Annotated in this window: 15 protein-coding genes; 5 read left to right on the plus strand and 10 right to left on the minus strand. The window is 65.7% G+C overall.

Annotated features, from left to right (window positions below; all coding sequences use genetic code 11):
• Positions 1–118 precede the first annotated feature (118 nt).
• Positions 119–1,462, minus strand: a complete 1,344-nt coding sequence (locus ABIE08_RS18490; protein WP_354553319.1) for an ABC transporter substrate-binding protein — start codon at positions 1,460–1,462, stop codon at positions 119–121.
• A gap of 531 nt (positions 1,463–1,993) precedes the next feature.
• Here ABIE08_RS18490 and ABIE08_RS18495 point away from each other — a divergent pair.
• The 3 genes from ABIE08_RS18495 (at position 1,994) to ABIE08_RS18505 (ending at position 6,121) form a co-directional block, all read left to right on the plus strand.
• Positions 1,994–3,601, plus strand: a complete 1,608-nt coding sequence (locus tag ABIE08_RS18495; protein ID WP_354553320.1) for a CYTH and CHAD domain-containing protein — start codon at positions 1,994–1,996, stop codon at positions 3,599–3,601.
• Between the two features lie 227 nt (positions 3,602–3,828).
• Positions 3,829–5,106, plus strand: coding sequence for an L-fuconate dehydratase (locus ABIE08_RS18500; RefSeq protein ID WP_354553321.1), 1,278 nt, complete (start codon positions 3,829–3,831; stop codon positions 5,104–5,106).
• A 7-nt stretch (positions 5,107–5,113) separates the two neighbouring features.
• Entirely contained in the window at positions 5,114–6,121 is a 1,008-nt protein-coding gene (locus ABIE08_RS18505) for an aldo/keto reductase (RefSeq protein ID WP_354553609.1), read from the plus strand.
• 82 nt (positions 6,122–6,203) lie between these two features.
• On the opposite strand, the gene nikE is transcribed toward ABIE08_RS18505, so the two are convergent.
• The 9 genes from nikE to ABIE08_RS18555 all read right to left on the minus strand — a co-directional run bounded on the left by nikE (position 6,204) and on the right by ABIE08_RS18555 (position 17,001).
• Complete coding sequence (nikE, locus tag ABIE08_RS18510) at positions 6,204–7,013, minus strand: nickel import ATP-binding protein NikE (RefSeq protein ID WP_354553322.1); 810 nt, start codon at positions 7,011–7,013, stop codon at positions 6,204–6,206.
• Positions 7,010–7,789 carry a nickel import ATP-binding protein NikD gene (locus tag ABIE08_RS18515; protein ID WP_436409576.1) on the minus strand — a complete coding sequence of 260 codons (780 nt, stop codon included), beginning with the start codon at positions 7,787–7,789 and terminating at the stop codon, positions 7,010–7,012. Before ABIE08_RS18515 ends, nikE begins: the two co-directional genes overlap by 4 nt.
• Complete coding sequence (nikC, locus tag ABIE08_RS18520) at positions 7,786–8,622, minus strand: nickel ABC transporter permease subunit NikC (RefSeq protein WP_354553611.1); 837 nt, start codon at positions 8,620–8,622, stop codon at positions 7,786–7,788. The genes ABIE08_RS18515 and nikC overlap by 4 nt, the downstream gene beginning before the upstream one ends.
• A 38-nt stretch (positions 8,623–8,660) precedes the next feature.
• The gene (nikB, locus tag ABIE08_RS18525) at positions 8,661–9,605 is read right to left on the minus strand and encodes a nickel ABC transporter permease subunit NikB (protein ID WP_354553323.1); all 945 of its coding nucleotides are present in this window, start codon (positions 9,603–9,605) and stop codon (positions 8,661–8,663) included.
• A gap of 7 nt (positions 9,606–9,612) precedes the next feature.
• Positions 9,613–11,169: a nickel ABC transporter substrate-binding protein gene (nikA, locus tag ABIE08_RS18530; RefSeq protein ID WP_354553324.1), complete on the minus strand. Its 1,557-nt coding sequence runs from the start codon at positions 11,167–11,169 to the stop codon at positions 9,613–9,615.
• Between the two features lie 656 nt (positions 11,170–11,825).
• A complete protein-coding gene (locus tag ABIE08_RS18540) occupies positions 11,826–14,210 on the minus strand; it encodes an arylsulfatase (RefSeq protein ID WP_436409577.1) in 2,385 nt (794 codons plus the stop codon).
• A gap of 142 nt (positions 14,211–14,352) precedes the next feature.
• The gene (locus tag ABIE08_RS18545; RefSeq protein ID WP_354553326.1) at positions 14,353–15,180 is read right to left on the minus strand and encodes a 2'-5' RNA ligase family protein; all 828 of its coding nucleotides are present in this window, start codon (positions 15,178–15,180) and stop codon (positions 14,353–14,355) included.
• Complete coding sequence (locus tag ABIE08_RS18550; protein ID WP_436409582.1) at positions 15,143–16,060, minus strand: formylglycine-generating enzyme family protein; 918 nt, start codon at positions 16,058–16,060, stop codon at positions 15,143–15,145. Before ABIE08_RS18550 ends, ABIE08_RS18545 begins: the two co-directional genes overlap by 38 nt.
• 161 nt (positions 16,061–16,221) lie before the next feature.
• Positions 16,222–17,001, minus strand: coding sequence for a hypothetical protein (locus tag ABIE08_RS18555; RefSeq protein WP_354553327.1), 780 nt, complete (start codon positions 16,999–17,001; stop codon positions 16,222–16,224).
• Positions 17,002–17,092: 91 nt separating this feature from the next.
• Here ABIE08_RS18555 and ABIE08_RS18560 point away from each other — a divergent pair, with 91 nt between their 5' ends.
• Positions 17,093–17,800 carry a Crp/Fnr family transcriptional regulator gene (locus ABIE08_RS18560; RefSeq protein ID WP_354553328.1) on the plus strand — a complete coding sequence of 236 codons (708 nt, stop codon included), beginning with the start codon at positions 17,093–17,095 and terminating at the stop codon, positions 17,798–17,800.
• Positions 17,801–17,849: 49 nt separating this feature from the next.
• Positions 17,850–18,551, plus strand: coding sequence for a Crp/Fnr family transcriptional regulator (locus ABIE08_RS18565; RefSeq protein ID WP_354553329.1), 702 nt, complete (start codon positions 17,850–17,852; stop codon positions 18,549–18,551).
• Positions 18,552–18,554: the final 3 nt, after the last annotated feature.

Genomic DNA, 18,554 nt, shown 5'->3' on the forward strand with positions numbered 1-18,554 from the left:
GTGACGGGAGCCGAGCCGGCGCTGTCGCCCGGCCCCGTCCTCCGTCCCGCTTTTCGCTTCACCGCTCGGGCCAGATCCGCACTCGGTGAGCTAGGCCTTCCGGCTGAGAGCGACCGCCTTAAAGGCTGCGGCCCTTCTGGGCCGAGTTCGCCGCCCCTGTCAGGGCCTCGACCGTCTGCTTCGGTGTCGCCTGGCCGAGCAGCAGCGCGTGCACGACGTCGCCGACCTTGGCCTGGAAGTCCGGATACCAGGGAAGCGTGCGCGCCGGCACGACCTTGGAGCCGGTCTCGAAGGTCTTCGAGATCAGCGGCAGGTCATAATAGTCCGGGAAGGCGGCGATCACGTCGGGGTCGGTGAAGAAGCCGGGATAGGGCGCGGCGAGGCCGGCGGCCTTGGCCCACTGGTTGAACACGCTGAACTTCCCGGCCGAGTCCTTCCAGCCATAGAACTTCATCAGGTCCCAGGCCGCCTCGCGCCGGGCGGGATCCTCGCCGGCGCCGAGTTGCAGCACCTCGCCGATCTGGAAGGTGTGGTTCGTCCCGCCGATCGGCCCCTGCATGACATTGGCCGATTCCGGGCCGCCCAGGCTGCGGATCGACGACAGGAAATAGTGATGCAGCACGAAGAAGGCGGCCTCGCCCTGGGCCATCTGGTTGGAGAGCTTGCCCGGGTCGTCGTTCAGCACCGATTTCGGCGCCAGGCCTTCCTGATACATGGTCTGCCACCATTCGAAGACGCCCTCGGTCTTCGGGTCGTCGGCGAAGACCGGCTTGCCGGCGGCGTCGAAGGCGGTGACGCCCTCGTTCAGCAGATAGGTGTGCAGGTATTCCTCGCAGAATTCCTTCACCCAATAGGCGACATAGGGCGAGGCGACGACGTTCTTGTCCTTCAGCGTCTTCGACGCGTCATAGACTTCCTTCAGCGTCTGCGGCGCGGCGGCAATGCCGGCGTCTTTCAGCATGCGCTGGTTGTAATGCATCATGTGGACGGCGGAGAAATAGGGCGCGCTGATGATGTCGCCGGCCGCGTTCACATAAGCCGCGCGCGCGCTCTCGAACATGTCGCCGACCATTTCGTCGACGCCCGGCAGCCCGTTCAGCTTCGAGGCCCAGCCCTGATCGATGAACTTCTGCGAGTTGTAGGCAAAGTTGTAATAGAGATCGATTGCGTCGCCGCCGCGCAGGCGCGTCTGCAGGGCGGGCGAATAGCCGAGATTGGGGATCACGGCGACATTGACGGCCGGATTACCCTTGGCTGTCCATTCGCCGACCAGCTTCTTGATCGTGTCGGGCTGGAAATCCCAGGCGAGCATGTCGAGGGAGCCGGTAAAGCCGGCGGCCTCGGCGCGCCCGGCCAGGCCTGGCGCCAGGAGGGCGCCCAGCGCGGCGCCGCCGCCGGCCTTCAGAAAGGCGCGCCGATCGAGGCCGCCCGCAACGGTCTTCCCTGTATCTCTGGTCTTCATGGTGAACCCCTTCCCTTGGATGGTCTTCCGCGTCGTCGCGCGGAAGGGCGGCGCGGCCGTCCTTCCCGTCGTCCCGTTCCGCAGACTGTTGCCGTCCGTCGGAGCCGGTCTTCGCCTTGTTTTCCTGGCCGGGCGAGGGTTCGTTGCCACGTCCCGCACCTTGGCCGAAATCCGCCTGCCGATGGATGGCGACAGGCCTGCATCAAGATCGTTGGCGGCCTCGGCGAGGGGGCCCTCCGCCCCCGTTTCAGCGCTCCGCCGCAGTCCTGAAACGTCACGCTATGGCAGTCGCTATCAAATATCAACGCATAATATTGTCCGTAAAATCATCATATGATGTCGCCCTATTCACGGGCTGCCAAACCGGTTTTCCGGGTTACGATTGGATCGTACGGACGGCACCGGGCCCTCGGCGAGCCGTCCCACCGGGGGCGTTGGTCAAGCGCGGCCATTTGCGGTACATCTGGAGGTGGTGTGAGGCTTGCCACGGCGGGGTTCCTTCGCGGACGTCGCTTGAACCGGGAGGCGGATTTGCGCGGCACACAGGGCGGGAAGATGGGTGCAGCGGCACTCTTGCCGATGCCCGCGGCGGACATCGCCACCGACTGCGAAATCGAACTCAAGCTGACCTGCCGCGATCCCTCGCAGCTCGCCGCGATCGCCACCGCGCCGATCCTCGCCGGCGTCGGCGGATGGCGCACGCGCCAGCTTTTCTCGACCTATTACGACACCGACGCGCTGCTCCTGCGCCAGTCGGGCTATACGCTGAGGGTCCGCGAGGACAGGGGGCGCTTCGTGATGACCGTCAAGGCGCAGCGCGGCGCCGGGCTGTCGCGCTTCGAGCGCGAAGAAGCAGTGCCCTCGTCCTCGATCGACGGCGCGATCCTGAGCCGGCTCTTGCCGGCCGACATGGCCGATGCGCTGGGCGCCGCGCCGCTGCGGCCGCTGTTCACGGCCCGGATCGAGCGGCAGCAGGTGACGCTGGACTTTGCCGGCTCCACCATCGAGGTCGCCCTGGACCGGGGCCAGATCCTGGCCGGCGAACGCATCGAGCCGGTCGCGGAGGTCGAGCTGGAGCTTAAGCGCGGTTCGGTGACCGCGCTCTACGAACTGGCGCTGGAACTGTCAAACCATGCGCCGCTGGTGCCGAGCGGGCGGACGAAATCCGATCGCGGCTTTGCGCTGGCTCTGGGCGGTCCCGGCCGGGAGACGGCGAACGAGGTCCGCCTCACCCGCGATATGTCGCGCGACCAGGCGCTCGGCGCCCTGTTTGGCCCCGCCCTGACGCAGGCCGTCGATCACGTGCCGCGCGTGGCTGATCCCGCCGATGCGGAGGGCGTGCATGGCATGCGGGTGGCGCTTCGGCACATCCGCATGGGGCTCTGGCTGGTGAAGCGAAGCGAGGGCGGCCTGCTGGCCGGCGTGCTGGCGGATGAAGTTCGCTGGCTGGCCGGAGAGCTCGGCGAGGCCCGCGACTGGGATGTGCTGGCCAAGGAAATCGTGCCGGCCGTGACCGCGGCAGACCTGGAGCGGGCCGGATTTCGCACGCTGGTGCAGCGGATCGAGCAGCACCGCGACCTGGCGCATGCCAAGGCAGCCGAGGCCATGACGGGCGGCCGGGCCGGGCGCCTGTTGCTCAGCCTGGGCCTCTGGACCAGCCGGCATGGCTGGCGCGACACCGAGCCCGGCGGGGAGGCCCGCTTCGCAAAGCCGATCAAGGGGTTGGCGAGGAAGGCGCTCGCGGACCTGCATCGCCAGGTCCTGAAACGTGGCCGCAAGTTCGATCGGCTGGATGCCGAGGGGCGGCACCATCTGCGCATCCGCGTGAAGTCGCTCGCCTATGCGGCGGATCTCTTCCTGCCGATCGTCCAGAAGCGCAAGGCGGCGCGCCGCCACGTGGCGACCCTGAAGCGTCTTCAGGACCAGCTTGGCCGGCTGAACGACGCGATCCGGGCCTCGGAATTGCTGAACCAGCTCGTCGAGGAAGGCCTGTCGCCGGGGGCGCGGCGGGCGACCGACATCGTCCTTGCCCGGCAGCATGTGACGCTGACGGAGGGCGAGGCGGCGCTGCGCCGCCGCTGGCTGGATTTTACGCGAGCCTTTGAAACCGGCCGCAAGCGCAAGCGGCGTCGGGGCTGACGGGGCGCACCGCGCGACCCGCCTTCGCTGTCCGCCTTCGGGCCGAGCGCGATTGACCGCCCTGCCTGGATTGCTTACATATGAATATCACATTCAAATCTGACGCGACGGACGGACACAAGCCCTACTGACACGTTCCGTGCGCCGGTCGTAGGATAGACAGCCCCGCTGCCCAGACGCCGACCGCATCGACCTGAACTCCCCTGCATATGGATGACCGAAAGCCCATGACCCGCATCGTCGACATCGCCGTGCACGACCTTCGTTTCCCGACCTCGCAGTCGCTCGACGGGTCGGACGCGATGAATCCCGATCCCGATTACTCGGCCGCCTATGTCATCCTGAAGACCGACAAGGACGGGCTCGACGGGCACGGCCTGACCTTCACGATCGGTCGCGGCAACGACATCTGCTGCGCCGCCATCCGAGCGATGCGCCATTTGATCGTCGGCCTCGACATGGACTGGGTGCGGGAGAATCCCGGCCGCGCCTGGCGCCACCTGACCGCCGACAGCCAGCTGCGCTGGATCGGCCCAGACAAGGGCGCGATGCATCTCGCCACCGGCGCCGTCGTCAATGCGCTCTGGGACCTGATGGCCAAGGAAGCCGGCAAGCCGGTCTGGCAGTTCGTCGCCGACATGACGCCGGAACAGCTCGTCGACATCATCGACTTCCGCTACCTGACCGATTGCGTCACGAAGGAGGAAGCGCTGGCGCTGCTGACCGAAGCCGCGAAGGGCAAGGAAGAGCGCCGCGCCACGCTGCTGGCCGAAGGCTATCCCTGCTACACCACCTCGGCCGGCTGGCTCGGCTATTCCGACGAGAAGCTGCGCCGCCTGGCGCAGGAGGCGGTCGATGCCGGCTTCACCCATATCAAGATGAAGGTCGGCCGCGACCTGGAAGACGACATCCGTCGCCTGAAGGCGGTGCGCGAGGTCATGGGGCCGGACCGCTACCTGATGATCGACGCGAACCAGGTCTGGGAAGTCGACCAGGCGATCGACTGGGTCGGCAAGCTGAAGTTCTCCAATCCGTTCTTCATCGAGGAGCCGACCAGCCCCGATGACGTCGCCGGCCACCGCAAGATCCGCGCCGGCGTGGCGCCAGTGAAGGTCGCCACCGGCGAGATGTGCCAGAACCGCATCCTGTTCAAGCAGTTCATCATGGAAGGCGCGATCGACATCGTCCAGATCGACGCCTGCCGCATCGGCGGCCTCAACGAGGTGTTCGCGGTGCTGCTGATGGCGGCGAAGTACAAGCTGCCGGTCTGGCCGCATGCCGGCGGCGTCGGCCTCTGCGAATATGTCCAGCACCTGTCGATGATCGACTATCTCGTCGTCTCCGGCACCAAGGAAGGCCGCGTGATCGAATATGTCGACCATCTGCACGAGCATTTCGTCGAGCCCTGCGACATCCGCAACGCCGCCTACATGCCGCCCAAGCTCCCCGGCTTCTCGATCGAGATGAAGGCGGAATCGATCGCCGCCAACGAGTTCGGAGGCTGACATGACCATCGCCACGCGCCCGCTCGGTCGGAGCGGACTGGATGTCACGACGATCAGCTTCGGCGGCGCCGGAATCGGAAATCTCTACCAGGCGGTCTCCGACGAGGCCGCCCATGAGGTGCTGCAGGCGGCCTGGGATGCCGGCATCCGCTTCTTCGATACGGCGCCCCGCTATGGCCACGGCCTGAGCGAACGCCGCCTCGGCGACTTCCTGCGCTCCAAGCCGCGCGGCAGCTATGTGCTCTCGACCAAGGTCGGCCGCATCCTGACGCCGCTGCGCGGCCGCGAGATGGGGTTCTATGGCTTCGTCGACGTGCTGCCGTTCGAGCAGGAATATGACTATTCCTATGACGGCATCCTGCGCTCGCATGAGGCGAGCCTGCATCGCCTGGGCCTCGACCGCATCGACGTGCTCTACATGCACGATATCGGCGTCGACACGCATGGCGTCGAACAGAACGCGGAATATTTCCCCGTCGCCATGTCGGGCGGCCTGAAGGCGATGCAGGAATTGCGCGCCAGCGGCGACGTCAAGGCGATCGGCCTCGGCGTCAACGAGGTCGAGGTCTGCCTTCAGGCGCTCGATCATGCCGAGATCGATGCGTTCCTGCTCGCCGGCCGCTTCACGCTGCTGGAGCAGGAGGGCGCGCGGCCGCTGCTCGAGGCCTGCGTGGCGCGCGGCACCAGCCTGGTGATCGGCGGCGTGTTCAATTCCGGCATCCTGGCCACCGGCGCCGTGCCGGGCGCGCATTACAACTATGCCGAACCGCCGGCCGAGATCGTCGAGCGCGTCAACCGGCTGGAGCGCATCTGCCGCAGCCATGGCGTGCCGCTGGCGGTCGCCGCGCAGCGCTTCCCGCTCAGCCATCCGGCCGTGGCGTCGGTGCTGATCGGCGTCAGCAGCAAGCGCAATCTCGATCGCAACATGGCGGCGATGGACGTGGCGATCCCCGACGCGCTCTGGGCCGATCTTGTCGCAGAAGGCCTCCTCGCGCCGGATCTCGCGCCGCGCTGAGGCGGCGACGGAAACAAAGGGGCCGGCCTATCCCACCATGGGGCGAGGCCGGCCCAACTCTATTGTCTGCCGCGCGGTCAGTTCAGTCGCAGAAGGCCGGCGCCCGATGGACGGGCCGGGCCGGCAGGATAGCGTCCTGCAACAGCCGACCCTCGGCCGAGCGCAGCGCCAGCCCCCGCGTCACCGGAGCGTCTTCCTGGATGGCGCCTTGCGCGAGCACGATGACGCGGCTGCAGAACAGCTGCACTAGCCGAAGGTCGTGGGTGATGAACAGCACGGCCATTTTCAGCCGGGCCTGAAGATCCCTGAGCAGCGCGATCATCTGCATCTGGAGCACGAGATCGAGATTGGATACCGCCTCGTCCAGCACCAGCAGCCGCGGCGCCGGCGCGATGGCGCGGGCGATGCAAACGCGCTGCAACTGGCCGCCGCTCATCTGCGAGGGAAGCTTGCGGGCGTCGTCGGGAACCAGGCCCACCTGCGCCAGCAGCGAGCGAACCCTTTCGCTTCGCGCGTCCTCGGTCAGATCGGTGAGATGGCGCAGCGGCTCGGCGATGATCCGGCCGATGTTATGGCGCGGATTCACGGCGCCGAGCGAATCCTGGAGCACCACCTGCACCGAGCGCCGATAGTGCCGGTACCGCTCGCCCGAAAGGCCGCTCACGCTTTCGCCCTCGAACGCCACGCTACCGCCATCCGGCCGCTCGAAACCCAGCAGCAGCCGGCCGAGCGTGCTCTTGCCGGATCCGCTGCGTCCGAGCAGGGCGATGCTCTCGCCGGCCGCGATATCCAGCGACACGTCCCGGAGCACCGTCTTCGGAGCGGATCGGCCGGTGAGCGAATAGCTGGAATAGGACTTCGAGACCGAGCGGGCGGCGAGGATCACGCTCATGCGACCTCCGGATAGAGCGACATGTGCGCCTCGACCAGTTCGCGCGTCGCGATGCGTTGCGGATTGTCGAAGATCTCCCGGGTGGTTGCCGTTTCGATGATCCGCCCGTTCTCCATCACCGCCACCGTGTCGGCGAGGCGGGCGACCACGCCCATGTCATGCGTGATCAGGAGCACGCCCAGATTGCGCTGCCGCGCCAGCTCGTCGAGCAGGTCGAGGATGCGGGCCTGCACGATCAGGTCGAGATCGGTCGTCGGCTCGTCCGCGAACAGGAATGGCGCGTCCGAAAGCAGGGCGAGCGCGATCATCGCCCGTTGCAGCATGCCCCCGCTCATCTCGAAGGCGTGCAGCGGCAGCACGCTTTCGGCGTCCTCGAGCCCCGCGATTGCGAAGGCCTCGAGCGTCCGGTTCCGCCAGTCGCCCTCGAGCCTGCCGACGGCGCGAAGAGTTTCCCGTGCATGATCCGCCATGGTGCGGATCGGGTTGAAGGCGCTGCGCGGGTTCTGCAGGATCGTCGCGACGATCCGGCCGCGCAGTTGTTCCGGCGCGATCGTCCTGCCGTCATGCAGCACGCGCCCCTGCGTGACCCGTACACCCGGCGGCAGCACGCCCTGCGCGCCGCTGCAGGTCATCGACTTGCCGCAGCCGCTGGCGCCGACCAGTGCGAGGATGCGGCCCCGGCGAAGCGTCAGGCTGACGCCGTCGACCAGCACATGGTCGTGATGGCCGTGCCGCGCCGCGACATGCAGGTTTTCGATCGTCAGCGTATCGCTCAATGCTGGTGGTCCCCGTGCAGGCTCGGGTCGAGCCGGTCGCGGACCGCATCGCCCAGAATGTTGAAGGCCATGACGCTGAGGAGAAGCGCGAGGCCCGGCCATAGGATCAGCATCGGCATAGACCAGACGAACTGGCGCGCGTCGCCGATCATCACGCCCCATTCCGCCGTGGGCGGCTGCACGCCGAGGCCGAGGAAGGAAAGCCCGGCCACGTGCAGCATCATGTGGCCGATGTCGAGGGTCGCCAGCACGATCATCTGCGCCATGATCGCGGGAAACAGGTGCTCGAAGAACACCCGCACGCGGCTGGCGCCGGCGGCGCGCGAGGCCAGCACGAAATCGCGCTGCCGGAAGGACAGCACAAGGCCGCGAACCATGCGCGCATACCAGGCGAAGTGCGACAGCGCGATGGCGATGATGACGTTGACCATGCCGGTGCCGAGGATGCCGATCAGGAACAGCGCCAGCACGATGGTCGGAAAGGCGAGGAAGCAATCGCAGAACCGCATGATCGCCTGATCGACCCGACCGCCCATATAGCCGGAGAGGCCGCCGACGGCGATGGCCAGGGCCAGGATCAGCACGATGCTGAGGGCGACCGAGCCGAGCGAAACGCGGGTGCCGTAGATCAGCCGCGAAAGCTCGTCCCGCCCGAGATGGTCGGTGCCGAGCCAATGGGCGAGGCTCGGCCCTTGCAGCCGCTGGGCCAGGTCCACGGCATCGGGATCGTAAGGCGCGATCCACGGCGCCGCGACGGCGGCGATCGCCAGAAGGGCCACGATGAGGAGGGCGATGCGCACCGCCCAGCTGTCGCGGATCGGCAGGCGCCACATCCGGCGTCGCGCGGCGCGCGCGTCGAGGCTGGCGACGCTCATATCGCGGCCTCCGCATTGAGGCGGATGCGCGGATCGAGCCACGCATAGAGGATGTCGACGAGCAGATTGCAGACGACGAAGATGGTGACCAGGAACAGCGTGAAACACTGGATGACGGGAAAATCCCGGCTGTAGATCGCGGAGACGGCATAGCGGCCGATGCCGGGCCAGCCGAATACGCTTTCGATCACCAGCGTGCCGCCCAGCAACTCGCCGACATGCATGCCGGTTGCCGTCACGATCGGCAGCAGCGCGTTGCGCAGGATATGCGACCGCTCCACCTGCCGCTCGCCGAGGCCGCGCAGCCGCGCATAGAGCACGTGCCGGGCGCTCGCCGTCTCCAGCATGCTGGCGCGCAGCAGCCGGGCGTTGATCGCGAGCGACATGAACGAGACGGCGAGCACCGGCATGATCATGTGCTGCCAGCCGCCCTTGCCCATGGGCGGTAGCCATTTCAGCGTCAGCGAGAACAGCAGCACCAGCAGGAAGCCGAGCCAGAAGTTGGGCGTGGAGACGCCGACAAAGGCGAAGGCGCGTACCAGTTGATCCGGCCATCGATCCTTGTAGCGCGCCGACCAGATGCCGAGCGGAACGGAGACGATCAGCGTGAAGAGCAGCGCCACACCCGCGAGCTGTAGCGTCGCCGGCAGGTAGTGCAGGATGTCGTCGATCACCGGTCGCCGCGTGACGTGCGAGACGCCGAAGTCGCCCTGGACTGCATTGCTGAGCCAGCTGACATATTGGGCGAGGATCGGCCGGTCCAGCCCGAGCGTCTGCCGCGCCTCGGCCACGGCGGCGGGCGTGGGCGGGATGCTCGAGAGCTTGAGATAGGCCACCGCCGGATCGCCGGGCGCCATCCGCAGGATCACGAACATCAGGATGGATACGCCCAGCAGGATGGGGATCAGGAGCAGCAGCCTGCGCAGGATGAAGCCGGCCATGGCGCGCTCACTCCTTCGGCTTCAGGGCGGCGAAGGGATAGTCGAACTGCGTCGCGCCGAAGCCGAGATTGCCGACCGTGTCGCGCGCCACCAGCATGGCCGTCGAGAAGGTGAGGGGCAGGTAGACCGCCTCGTCATGCAGGCGGGTCAGGATGTCGGCATAGAGCGCCTGGCGCTTCGTCGCGTCGGTGCTCGTCAGCGCCTGGCCGATCTTCGCGTCGATCTCGGCCTTGTCGGCGAGGCCGAGCTGGGCCTGGTAATCGGCATGCGCCGGTACCCGCATCGAGCTGACAAAGGCGTGCGGATCGTAGGGCGCGCCCCAAGTGTTGCCGAAGATCATACCGAAATTGCCGTCGGTCTGGCGGACATAGAAGGAATTGGCCTCCTCGCCGAGCAGCCGGACTTCGATGCCGACCCTGGCGAGATCCGCCTGCAGCACCTCCGCCATCGACTTCATCACCGCGTCGGTGCCGATATAGGCGAGCTCCACCTGCAGCGGCTGGCCGTCCCTGGAGCGGAAGCGGGCGCCGGGCGCGAGACCCCAGCCGGCCTTGTCGAGCAGGCTCGCCGCCAGCGCCGGATCGTAGCCATAGGGCTTCAGCCCGACATCCGAATAGGGAGCGGACGGCGCGAACAGCGTGTCGGCCCTGGTCTGCGTGCCGTGATAGATCGCTGGAATCAGCGTGTCCTTGTCGACGGCGTGGTTGATGGCCTGTCGCACGGCGAGGTCGCGGGTCGGCCCCTTGTTGGTGTTGAGGGCAAGCACCTGGGTCCCCAGCGGCGGCGAAATCTCGGCCGCGTAGCCCTGCGCCTTCAGGCGGGCGAAGGTGTCGGGCGTGATCGGTCCCTCGTCGCCATAGATCAGGTCGATGTCGCCCGTCTCCAGCGCGACGGCCCGCGTATTGCTGTCCGCGATCACCTTGACGACGACCTTCTGATAGGCCGGCTTGTCGCCCCAGTAGCCGTCATTGCGCGCGAAGACGTCATATTCGCCGAGCCGCGTTTCGACGAGCTTCCAAGGCCCCGTGCCGATCGGCGCCCGGGCGCCGACGGGGGCCTGGAGCTGCGACGGCGCGATGAAGCGGACGGGGCGAACCAGCGCCAATTCCTGCAGGAGCGGGTAGTAGGGGTCCTTCAGCCGCAGCTCGACGGTCCTCCCGTCGAGCGCCTTGGCTGATTGCAACTGGTTGATCAGTTCGAGCCAGTCATGGGTCCGGCGATCGGCGATCACCGAGTCCAGATTGGCGACCACGGCGGCGGCGTCGAACGGCTCGCCATTCGAGAACGTGACCCCGTCGCGGAGCGTGAAGGTGTAGGTGCGGCCGTCCTCGGAGGTGGTCCAGGCGGTCGCGAGCCAGGGCGCCACGGTTCCGTCCGGCTGATACTTCACCAGGGATTCGTAGACCATGCCCTGCGCGAACATCTGGTTGGGCGCATAGCCGTGCGGGTCGAGCGGGCCGACATTGGACGGCCAGGAGAAGTTCAGAGTTTGTGCGAGAGCGCCCGTGAGAGGCACGCACGCCGCCGCGATTCCCAGCAGCACTCCGACCCAAACGCCACGCATCCCTCGCCCCTCTCGACAACCCTGTGTTGCGGGAGGCTAAGGGGAAGTATCGTATGATGTCTAGTACAAAAGATCATACTCACAGGCGAGGGCGGTGCCAGCGTGCCGCAAGCGGCCCGATTCGCCGCCTTGCTCGCCGGGCCCCGTCGTCAATGCCAGGGCCCAGATCGCAGAGATCGTCCGCTGCGGCATCCAGTCGGTGCTCCGGGGACAATGGGAGGCGGCTCGCGCGCTCGGCCTGCATCGTGGCTGATCTTCGTCAAGATTGTGCTGTCGCAGGCGGGTGATCACGCCGCTGATGACGTCGAGCTATCTTAGCCTGACCGTCGAAGACGTTAGAGGACGAAGGCGAGGGCCAGCACCAGCGCTATCGTCGTGAACGTGTTGCCCATGTCGCAGAAGGTCTTGGGGCGGGAAATCCGTACCGGCCAAGGTCGGTTGAAGCTTCCGCCTAGTACACCCGCGCGGCGCTCGACACCGCAAAACCACCGTCGTCCACCCCTTATGCGCGACGCGTCTAGGGGGCTTGCCGCAGGGTGGGGAATCCGGGCCGGCGATCGGCCGACCCTGAGAAAAAGGAGGGCCGGATTGGAAAGCTCCGGCCCGGGCTCGTCGGGGCGGCGAGGGTCTCGCCCGCCGCCCCGACGGATCGGCGCTTAGTCCAGGTAATCGACCTTCAGGTGGCTGATCTTGCCGTTGAGGGCGAAGGGCTTGCGGTCGAAATACGCGAGCGAGACAGGGGAATAGCTGTCCCGGCCGACGTCGAAGGCGTCATTGGCGGTGAAGGCAAGCGACGTCGAGCGTGGAACCCGCCCCTTGCTGACCTCCTTGCCATCCACGCGGATGACAATGTCTAGCGGCGCAGGGCGGGCGCCGTCGACCTTGCGCGTCTCTACCTCGATCTTGACCTGTCCGGTCGGGAGCGGGGCGGAGGTTGCCAGCTGCGTCCGTTCGATCTCGAACAGATTGTACTCGAAGTTGAGCTTACCGTTCTCGACCCACAGGGCGACACCGCCCGAGACGGCGCCGAGCGCGTAGAGCACACCCTTCGAGTCAGGCTGCAAATCCACATCGATGGTGACAAGGCTGCTGCGAGATCCGAGCCGCGGTGCGGTGAATTCGGGAACGCCGACGACGTCCTGGGTGTAGTTGAACGTCCTGGCAGGGTTGGCGGGCGCGTCTTCCGGATGAAAGACCGCAGACCAGAGGCCGCCGCCGACCGGGTTGACCTTGTTGTCTGTCGCGCTTGCGTCGAACGCGCTCTTCAGCTCCTTGAGCTTTTCGGGATTGGCGGCGGCGACGTCCATCGCCTGCGAGAAGTCCTTGGAGAGATCATAGAGCTCCCAGACATCGTCCTTCGGCGACCATTTCAGGATCGCGGGATCGACGCCCGTCTGCCAAGGCACTCGCGGCCCAAATGCCGAGGCGATCCATCCGTCCTTGTAGTAGGAGCGGCTGCCCATGACTTCGAAATACTGCTCCTTCTTGGTATCCGGCGCCGTCGGCGAGGCGAAGGAATAGGTCATGCTGGTGCCGTCGAACTGATCCTGGCTGATGCCATCGACGAGCTTGGGCGGCGTGATGTCCAGGATGTCGTAGATCGTCGGCACAATATCGTTGACGTGATGGAACTGCGGACGTGGCGTTTTGTCCGCCTTAATCTTTGTTGGCCAGGACACCGCGAGCGGCGTGCGCGTTCCGCCGAAATGCGCGGCGATCAGCTTCGTCGAACGGTAGGGCGTCGAGCCGGCCCAGGCCCAGCCGGCATGGTACATGTTGTCGACCTTGGACGAGCCCAGAACATCCAGGCCGCCCAGCTCGTTCATGGTTCGGATATGGTCCTTGATGTCGGAAGGAATGTTATTCTGCGCCAGGAGCTCGCTGATCGTGCCGTTCTGGCCTTCAGCACTCGAGCCGTTATCGCCCCAGATATAGAAGACGAGCGTGTTGTCGCGGATGCCGAGCTCGTCCAGTGCATCGATCAGCCGGCCAGCCTGCGCGTCCGCGTGTTCGGTATATCCGGCGAACACTTCCATGAGGCGGCGCTGGAACGGCTTTTCGTCCTCGGGAATGTCGGCCCATGCAGCGAGCGTCTTCGGCCGCGGCGTGAGCTCCGTATCCTGCGGGATCCAGCCGAGTTCCTTCTGGCGGGCGAAGACGCGCTCGCGCATGACGTCCCACCCGTCGTCGAACTTCCCCTTATACTTGTCCGCCCAGTCCTTGAAGATGTGATGGGGACCATGCGAAGCGCCGGGGGCCCAGTACATGAAGAAGGGCCGATCCGGCGTCAGCGCATGGACCTGCTTCATCCATGAGACGGCCTTGTCGGTCATGTCCTCAGTGAAGTGATACTCGTCCTTCCCTTCGGATGGATTCAGCCGGACCGTGTTTTCGACGACCGCAGGCTCCCATTGCGAGGATTCACCCGCCAGGAAGCCGTAGAAATAGTCGAATCCGACTCCCTGTCCCGCCGGCCAGTTTGTATAGGGACCGACGGCCGTGGTCTCGTTGGCCGGCGTGTTGTGCCATTTGCCAAACGCTCCGGTCGCGTAGCCATAGTAGCCGAGCACCTTGGCCGCGGTCGCCGAAGTGCGCGGGATCAGGCCGGAATAGCCGTCCCAGTCGTTTGCAAGCTCCGCGATCTGGCCATAGCCGACGCGGTGGTGGTTGCGCCCGGTCAGCAGCGCCGCCCGGGTCGGGGAGCACATCGCGGCATTGTGGAAGCGGTTATAGGTAATGCCGTCGCCAGCGACGCGGCTCAGCGTGCGCGTCTCGATGACGCCGCCAAAGGTGCTCGGAAGCGCCGGACCGACGTCGTCGAGCATGATCACGACGATGTTCGGCGCGTCGGCGGGAAGATGCGATTGTGCCGGCAGGGGGCTGTAGGTCGATTCCGCGATCGTCGGTCCGGCCTTGCTGCCCGAGGGCTTTGGCGGAAACGGCAGCGCCTCCTGGGCTACCACGGGGGATCCCAGCATCAGGAGCGTCGTGCCGACCCCCAGCCAGCGAGCTCTGAACGGGTGTCTAGGAAGCCGTTTCATGCGATTCTCCGTTTCGTGAAACTCTTTAGCGCCCCTCCCGCAGCCCTTGCGGGACGGCTCCTTTGCCGTGGGCATCTCAACCTTCCTCCCGGCGCCGTTCTCGTGGTCAACATGGGGCACGAGCTAGACGGGAGGGTCGTAATTATGGTTTCAGCTGCCACGCCTGCAGTTTATTCCGCGCCGTTCCGAAATTTCCGAGCTGGTAAACTGACAGCGCTGCGGGCGAGAAAGTGAATGCGTCGAACGGTTCGGCGATCATCTTCTGGAGATAATCTGGGGGGGCCACACCGACTGTGACGTGTGGCATGAAGTTCTTGCCACTCGAGTGCGGCACGTAGCGATTCACATAGTCAATTGTTGGCTGGTTGATGTCGGGTTCTACCGCCGTGGTGAAGAATGCAGCTGTCGTTCCCGTCTCCACGGTAAAGGGAGCAACTGCGTCGATGAGTTTTTGCTGGAACCGGATGAGTTGGTCCGTCGGCTCGACGAGCAGCGCTGTCACGCCGGTCTGGTCCGAGACAATGAAGTCGTATTTGAGCGTCTTCAGCGTCCATTCGGCCGGGTTTTCGGCGGCAAGGACCGCACCGACCGCGGCGTAGACCTCGTCGAGCGCTGCCGTGTCGACGAACCGCTGCAGGATCGTGATATGCGGGCGGTGTGTTGCATCCAGAGCGTAGCCCTCTGGGAAAGCCGCGCGCAGGCGGGCATTGGTCGCCTCCGCGTGTTGAAGCATAGCTGCGTCTGGTTCCAGCGCGATGTCTATGGCCGTGACGGGATTTTCTTGCGCCACCGCTGAGCCAACCAGCAATGCGAAGCTCGTTATAAACGCGGCCATTAAATTCAAGGATCTACGCATCCGACCTGTTTTCCTCAGAGCCAACGATTTCCACTCGGTGCCGACAGTTTTCGCGCTGTCCAGAACCGGATTTCCTCTAAACTTCATTTCGAACAACACATCTGAACCCGACATGGCTGGTCGACGTATCGATCGCCTCGGCATGTCGCGCTGCAGGTCGGTAGCGGCGGCAGTAGTTCGGCGCGCAGAGATGCGACCCGCCCTTCAGCACCTTCCGCGGGATTTTTATGTCGGGGAGGCAGGGGTCGTAGCTGGCGGACTCGAGCCCGCCGCGCGGGTTCCGGGGGATGCAGCAGGCCTTTCCGGCATCCGCCTCGTGCTTCGAGGCGAACCAGTCGGAGGTCCACTCCCAGACGTTCCCGATCATGTCGTGGAGGCCGTAACCATTGGGAGGATACGCCCGCGCCGGGGAAGTGCGGGCGTATCCGTCGAGCTGGCGATTGACCGTTGGAAACGATCCTTGCCAGGTATTGGCCATGTAGCGGCCCTCAGGGGTCAGTTCCGAGCCCCAAGCATATTCCGCCCGGTCGAGTCCCCCGCGGGCGGCGAATTCCCATTCCGCCTCGGTCGGCAGGTCCTTGCCCTTCCAGCGGGCATAGGCCATGGCGTCGTCATAGGTGACATGGACGACGGGATGATCGTCCATGCCGGCCAGGCTGCTGCGTGGCCCATAGGGCTGGCGCCAGTTGGCGCCCTTCAGGAACGTCCACCATTGCGACCAGTCGCGCAGATCGACCCGCCCGGTCGGCTCGCGGAAGACGAGCGAGCCGGCATAGAGCATTTCCGGCAGGATGCCGGGATAGTCGCGCGGGTCCGGCGCGAATTCGGCGAAGGTCCGATGTCCGGTGGCGGCGACGAAAGCGGCGAAATCGGCATTCGTGACGGGGGTCTCGTCGATCAAAAAGCCGTCGACGCGGACGCGATGGGCCGGCTTCTCTTCCGGGTAATGATGATCGGATCCCATCCAGAAGCTTCCGCCCGGCACGAACACCATGCCCTCGCGTCCTTGCTCCCCGGACCCTTCCCCCTGCGCCGCCTCGGCCTGCATCGCCTGCCTTTCCATCCCCGTGTCCGGATCGCGAGTGCGTTCGCGATCCGGACACAGCCATAGCGGGTATGGCGAGGAAGACTGTCCGGATCGCGCAATCGGGTGATTCAGAACCGATAGGTCGCGGCGAGGATCGGGCCGTGCATCGTCGTGTCGTAGAGGAAATCGTCCTTGCGATAGTCGACATAGAGGGCGCGGTAGCCCGTCCGGAACTCCCAGTTCTGGTTCCACTGATAGTTGACCGTGCCGACCGCCTGCCAGGTCAGCTTGGACCCGATGTCGAAGCCGCCAATATCGCCGGCGACCGTGACGCTCCAGGGGCCGCTGAGCCTTGCGGTCATGCGGGCCGCGACGACCGGGTCGAGCCAGTTCTCCGAGTGGCTGTAGTCGATCTCGCGGTTGAGCGATCCCGGCGAGATCTTCAGCTCGTTGTCGAGGTTCCAGAAGCGAAGGCCCGCGCCGACATCGAGATCGAAGGTCTCGTCGCTATGGAGGCGGTAGAGCACCCCGCTCTGCAGCGTCAGCGTGCGCGTACGGACCTCTGCCGACGAGAAGTACGGACCCGGCAGGGAACCGCCGGGCGTCACTTGCGAGAACATTGCGTCGGCCAGGAAGCTCCAGTTCCCCATGCGCATCTCGGCGGAACCCATCAGGGCGCCGTTCATGTTCTTGAGGATATCGCCGAAGCTGAGATCCAGGTCGGCCGCGGGCAGCGGCGGCAAGGTCGAGCCCCGTCCGTCGATCGCCGACGCCCATCCATAGCCGGTGAAGGAAAAGCTCGGTCCGACCGATGGCAGCGGCGGTACCGGCGGCTTGGAGGCGAGATCGGCGGCCAGGGGCGACGCACAGGTGAGCAGGAAGGCCGCGACGGCAAGGGCGGATCGCAAGGGACAGGCTCCGATGGTTGATTCTCTCGCGACAAGAAATGCGGAGAAACGCGGAGCCAGACTGTTCCGTGGGAACAATTTGGAATTTTGAATGTGCTATCCGCTCAATATGAGCCCGAACCTGATCAAACGCGACGAGGCCGAGGCCATTCTCCTGCAGAATGGCTGGCTGTTCCATCAGCCGGAGGCCTTCCAGAAGGAAGTCCTGCGACGCTCGATTCTCGTGCACTTTGCGCCGGGCGAGCGGATCTTCGGCTCTGGCGACGAGCCGGCCGGCATCTATGGCCTGGTGAGCGGCGGCGTGATGATCAATACCGCGCCGCCCAACCACATTCCGCAGCTGATCAATGTCGGCGCGCCGGGCGCCTGGGCCGGAGAGGGCTGCTTCCTGACACGACAGCCGCGGAGCTTCGAGCTGCGCGCGCTGGTCGGGACCTGGGCCATGTACCTGCCGCTCGAGCAGATGGATGAGATGGCCGAGGCCGACCCGATGGTCGCCCACAATTTCGGCCAGATCATCATGGCCAGCGTCGATGCGCTCATCCGCGTGATCCATGATCTGCAGCGGATCGATCCCGACCGCCGGATTGCCGCCGTGCTCCAGCGGGCCCGCTGGATCGGCGAGCATCCTCTGCCGCTGACCCAGGCCGAGATCGGCACCATGGCCCGCGCTTCGCGCCGGCAGGTCAACGCCGCCTTGAAGCGGTTTGCGGATCAGGGCTGGGTGAAGACCCGCTATCGGTCGATCACCATCCTCAACGCCGAGAAGCTGCGGCTCTTTTCAACGCAGGACGACTGAGCCAGCCCGCTTCAGCGGAGCCTTCCCGGTTTCAGGCCCATGGGGAATCATGAGCGCGACTTTGATCAAGCGAGCCACCGCCGAAGCCATCCTTCGGGAGAACGGATGGCTATCCAGGGAACCGGAAGCCTTTGCGGACGAGGTGCTGCGACGCTCCATCCTGCTGCGCTATGCGCCGAATGAAGTGATCTATCACTTTGGCGATGACCTCGGCGGGATCTATGGCCTGGTGAGCGGCGTGGTCGCCGTCAATACGGCCCCGCAGGTCGATGCGCCGCAGCTGGTCCATATGGGCGTGCCGGGTTCCTGGACGGGCGAAGACAGCTATCTCATACGCCAGCCGCGCCGGCTGGAACTGCGCGCCCTGACCGAGCTGTGGGTGATGCACCTGTCGCTGGACCAGATGACCCAGATGACGGCCGCCGATCCCTCGGTCAGCCGCCGTTTCTGCCAGAACCTGCTGCATGGCGTCGATGTGCTGATCCGCATCATCCACGATCTGCAGAAGCCGGACCCCGACCGCAGGATCGCCTCCGTGCTGCAGCGCATGACGTGGAGCAGCAAGCAGGTTCTGCTGACGCAGGCCGAGGTCGGCACGATGGCCTCGGCATCCCGCCGCCAGGTCAATGCCGCGCTGAAGCGGTTTGCCGCGAAGGGATGGCTGACGACCCGCTATGGTTCGATCACGATCCTGAACGCCGAGGCGTTGCGACGCTTCGGCGACGAGGACGGGGTGGAGCATCCGGCGTGATGG

It is taken from the genome of Kaistia defluvii, assembly GCF_040548815.1.
In the GTDB taxonomy this organism is placed as follows: Bacteria; Pseudomonadota; Alphaproteobacteria; order Rhizobiales; family Kaistiaceae; genus Kaistia; species Kaistia defluvii_A.

What these genes read in the sequence shown, in the direction of transcription:
- ABIE08_RS18560 (WP_354553328.1), top strand. Translation starts at nt 17,093, where the DNA reads ATGTGCTATCCGCTCAATATGAGCCCGAACCTGATCAAACGCGACGAG.
- ABIE08_RS18500 (WP_354553321.1), top strand. Translation starts at nt 3,829, where the DNA reads ATGACCCGCATCGTCGACATCGCCGTGCACGACCTTCGTTTCCCGACC.
- nikE (WP_354553322.1), bottom strand. Translation starts at nt 7,013, where the DNA reads ATGAGCGTGATCCTCGCCGCCCGCTCGGTCTCGAAGTCCTATTCCAGC.
- ABIE08_RS18545 (WP_354553326.1), bottom strand. Translation starts at nt 15,180, where the DNA reads ATGTCGGGTTCAGATGTGTTGTTCGAAATGAAGTTTAGAGGAAATCCG.
- nikA (WP_354553324.1), bottom strand. Translation starts at nt 11,169, where the DNA reads ATGCGTGGCGTTTGGGTCGGAGTGCTGCTGGGAATCGCGGCGGCGTGC.
- ABIE08_RS18565 (WP_354553329.1), top strand. Translation starts at nt 17,850, where the DNA reads ATGAGCGCGACTTTGATCAAGCGAGCCACCGCCGAAGCCATCCTTCGG.
- ABIE08_RS18540 (WP_436409577.1), bottom strand. Translation starts at nt 14,210, where the DNA reads ATGAAACGGCTTCCTAGACACCCGTTCAGAGCTCGCTGGCTGGGGGTC.
- nikB (WP_354553323.1), bottom strand. Translation starts at nt 9,605, where the DNA reads ATGGCCGGCTTCATCCTGCGCAGGCTGCTGCTCCTGATCCCCATCCTG.
- ABIE08_RS18550 (WP_436409582.1), bottom strand. Translation starts at nt 16,060, where the DNA reads ATGGTGTTCGTGCCGGGCGGAAGCTTCTGGATGGGATCCGATCATCAT.
- ABIE08_RS18490 (WP_354553319.1), bottom strand. Translation starts at nt 1,462, where the DNA reads ATGAAGACCAGAGATACAGGGAAGACCGTTGCGGGCGGCCTCGATCGG.
- nikC (WP_354553611.1), bottom strand. Translation starts at nt 8,622, where the DNA reads ATGTGGCGCCTGCCGATCCGCGACAGCTGGGCGGTGCGCATCGCCCTC.